Raw genomic sequence first — 516 nt, 5'->3', positions numbered from 1 at the left:
CGCAGCCGGTCGCGCAGCAGGAGCGCCAGGCCGCACTGGGCCAGGCCGAAAGTGACGGCCGCCAGCGTCGGCGGGTTCAGGTTGGACACCGCGCTGCCGGGGACGCCGACCATGGACGCCGGGTAGCCCGCGCACCCCACGAGGACCGCGGTGGCCGCCGTACCGCCGAGGAGGAGCGCCCAGGCCGAGCGCCGGGTGTGCAGCTCGCCCCGGGCCCATGCCGCGCCCAGGGTGTAGGGGACCAGCCAGCCGGCGGCCAGGTTGATCCAGCCGAGCCAGGACGGGCCGAGGTGCAGGCCGAATCGGAGCAGGTCCACGTGCAGGACGACGGCGAGCGGCCAGAGCGGGTTGAGGCGGGCGACGAGCGGAGTGCCGGCCGTCAGGGCGGCGAGGACCAGCAGGAACCACAGGGGTGACAGGGCCAGCTTGAGCAGGGTGTGAAGGGTGGCCAGGGGGGTGCCGGTGAGCAGCAGGACGGTGCCGGCCACCGTCCACAGGCCGAGGAGCGCGGCGACC

The 516-nt window shown here is 75.4% G+C and carries 1 protein-coding gene; it reads right to left on the bottom strand.

The window, feature by feature from the left end:
• Nucleotides 1-516, bottom strand: a 516-nt coding sequence (locus CCN44_RS42700) for an acyltransferase family protein (RefSeq protein WP_331478636.1), incomplete at both ends; no start/stop codon positions are given.

The sequence above is a fragment of the Streptomyces tricolor genome (assembly GCF_002155905.1).
Lineage (GTDB): Bacteria > Actinomycetota > Actinomycetes > Streptomycetales > Streptomycetaceae > Streptomyces > Streptomyces tricolor.
Note: the sequence above shows the minus strand (reverse complement) of the source record. Positions and strands in the feature narration are given on the sequence as shown.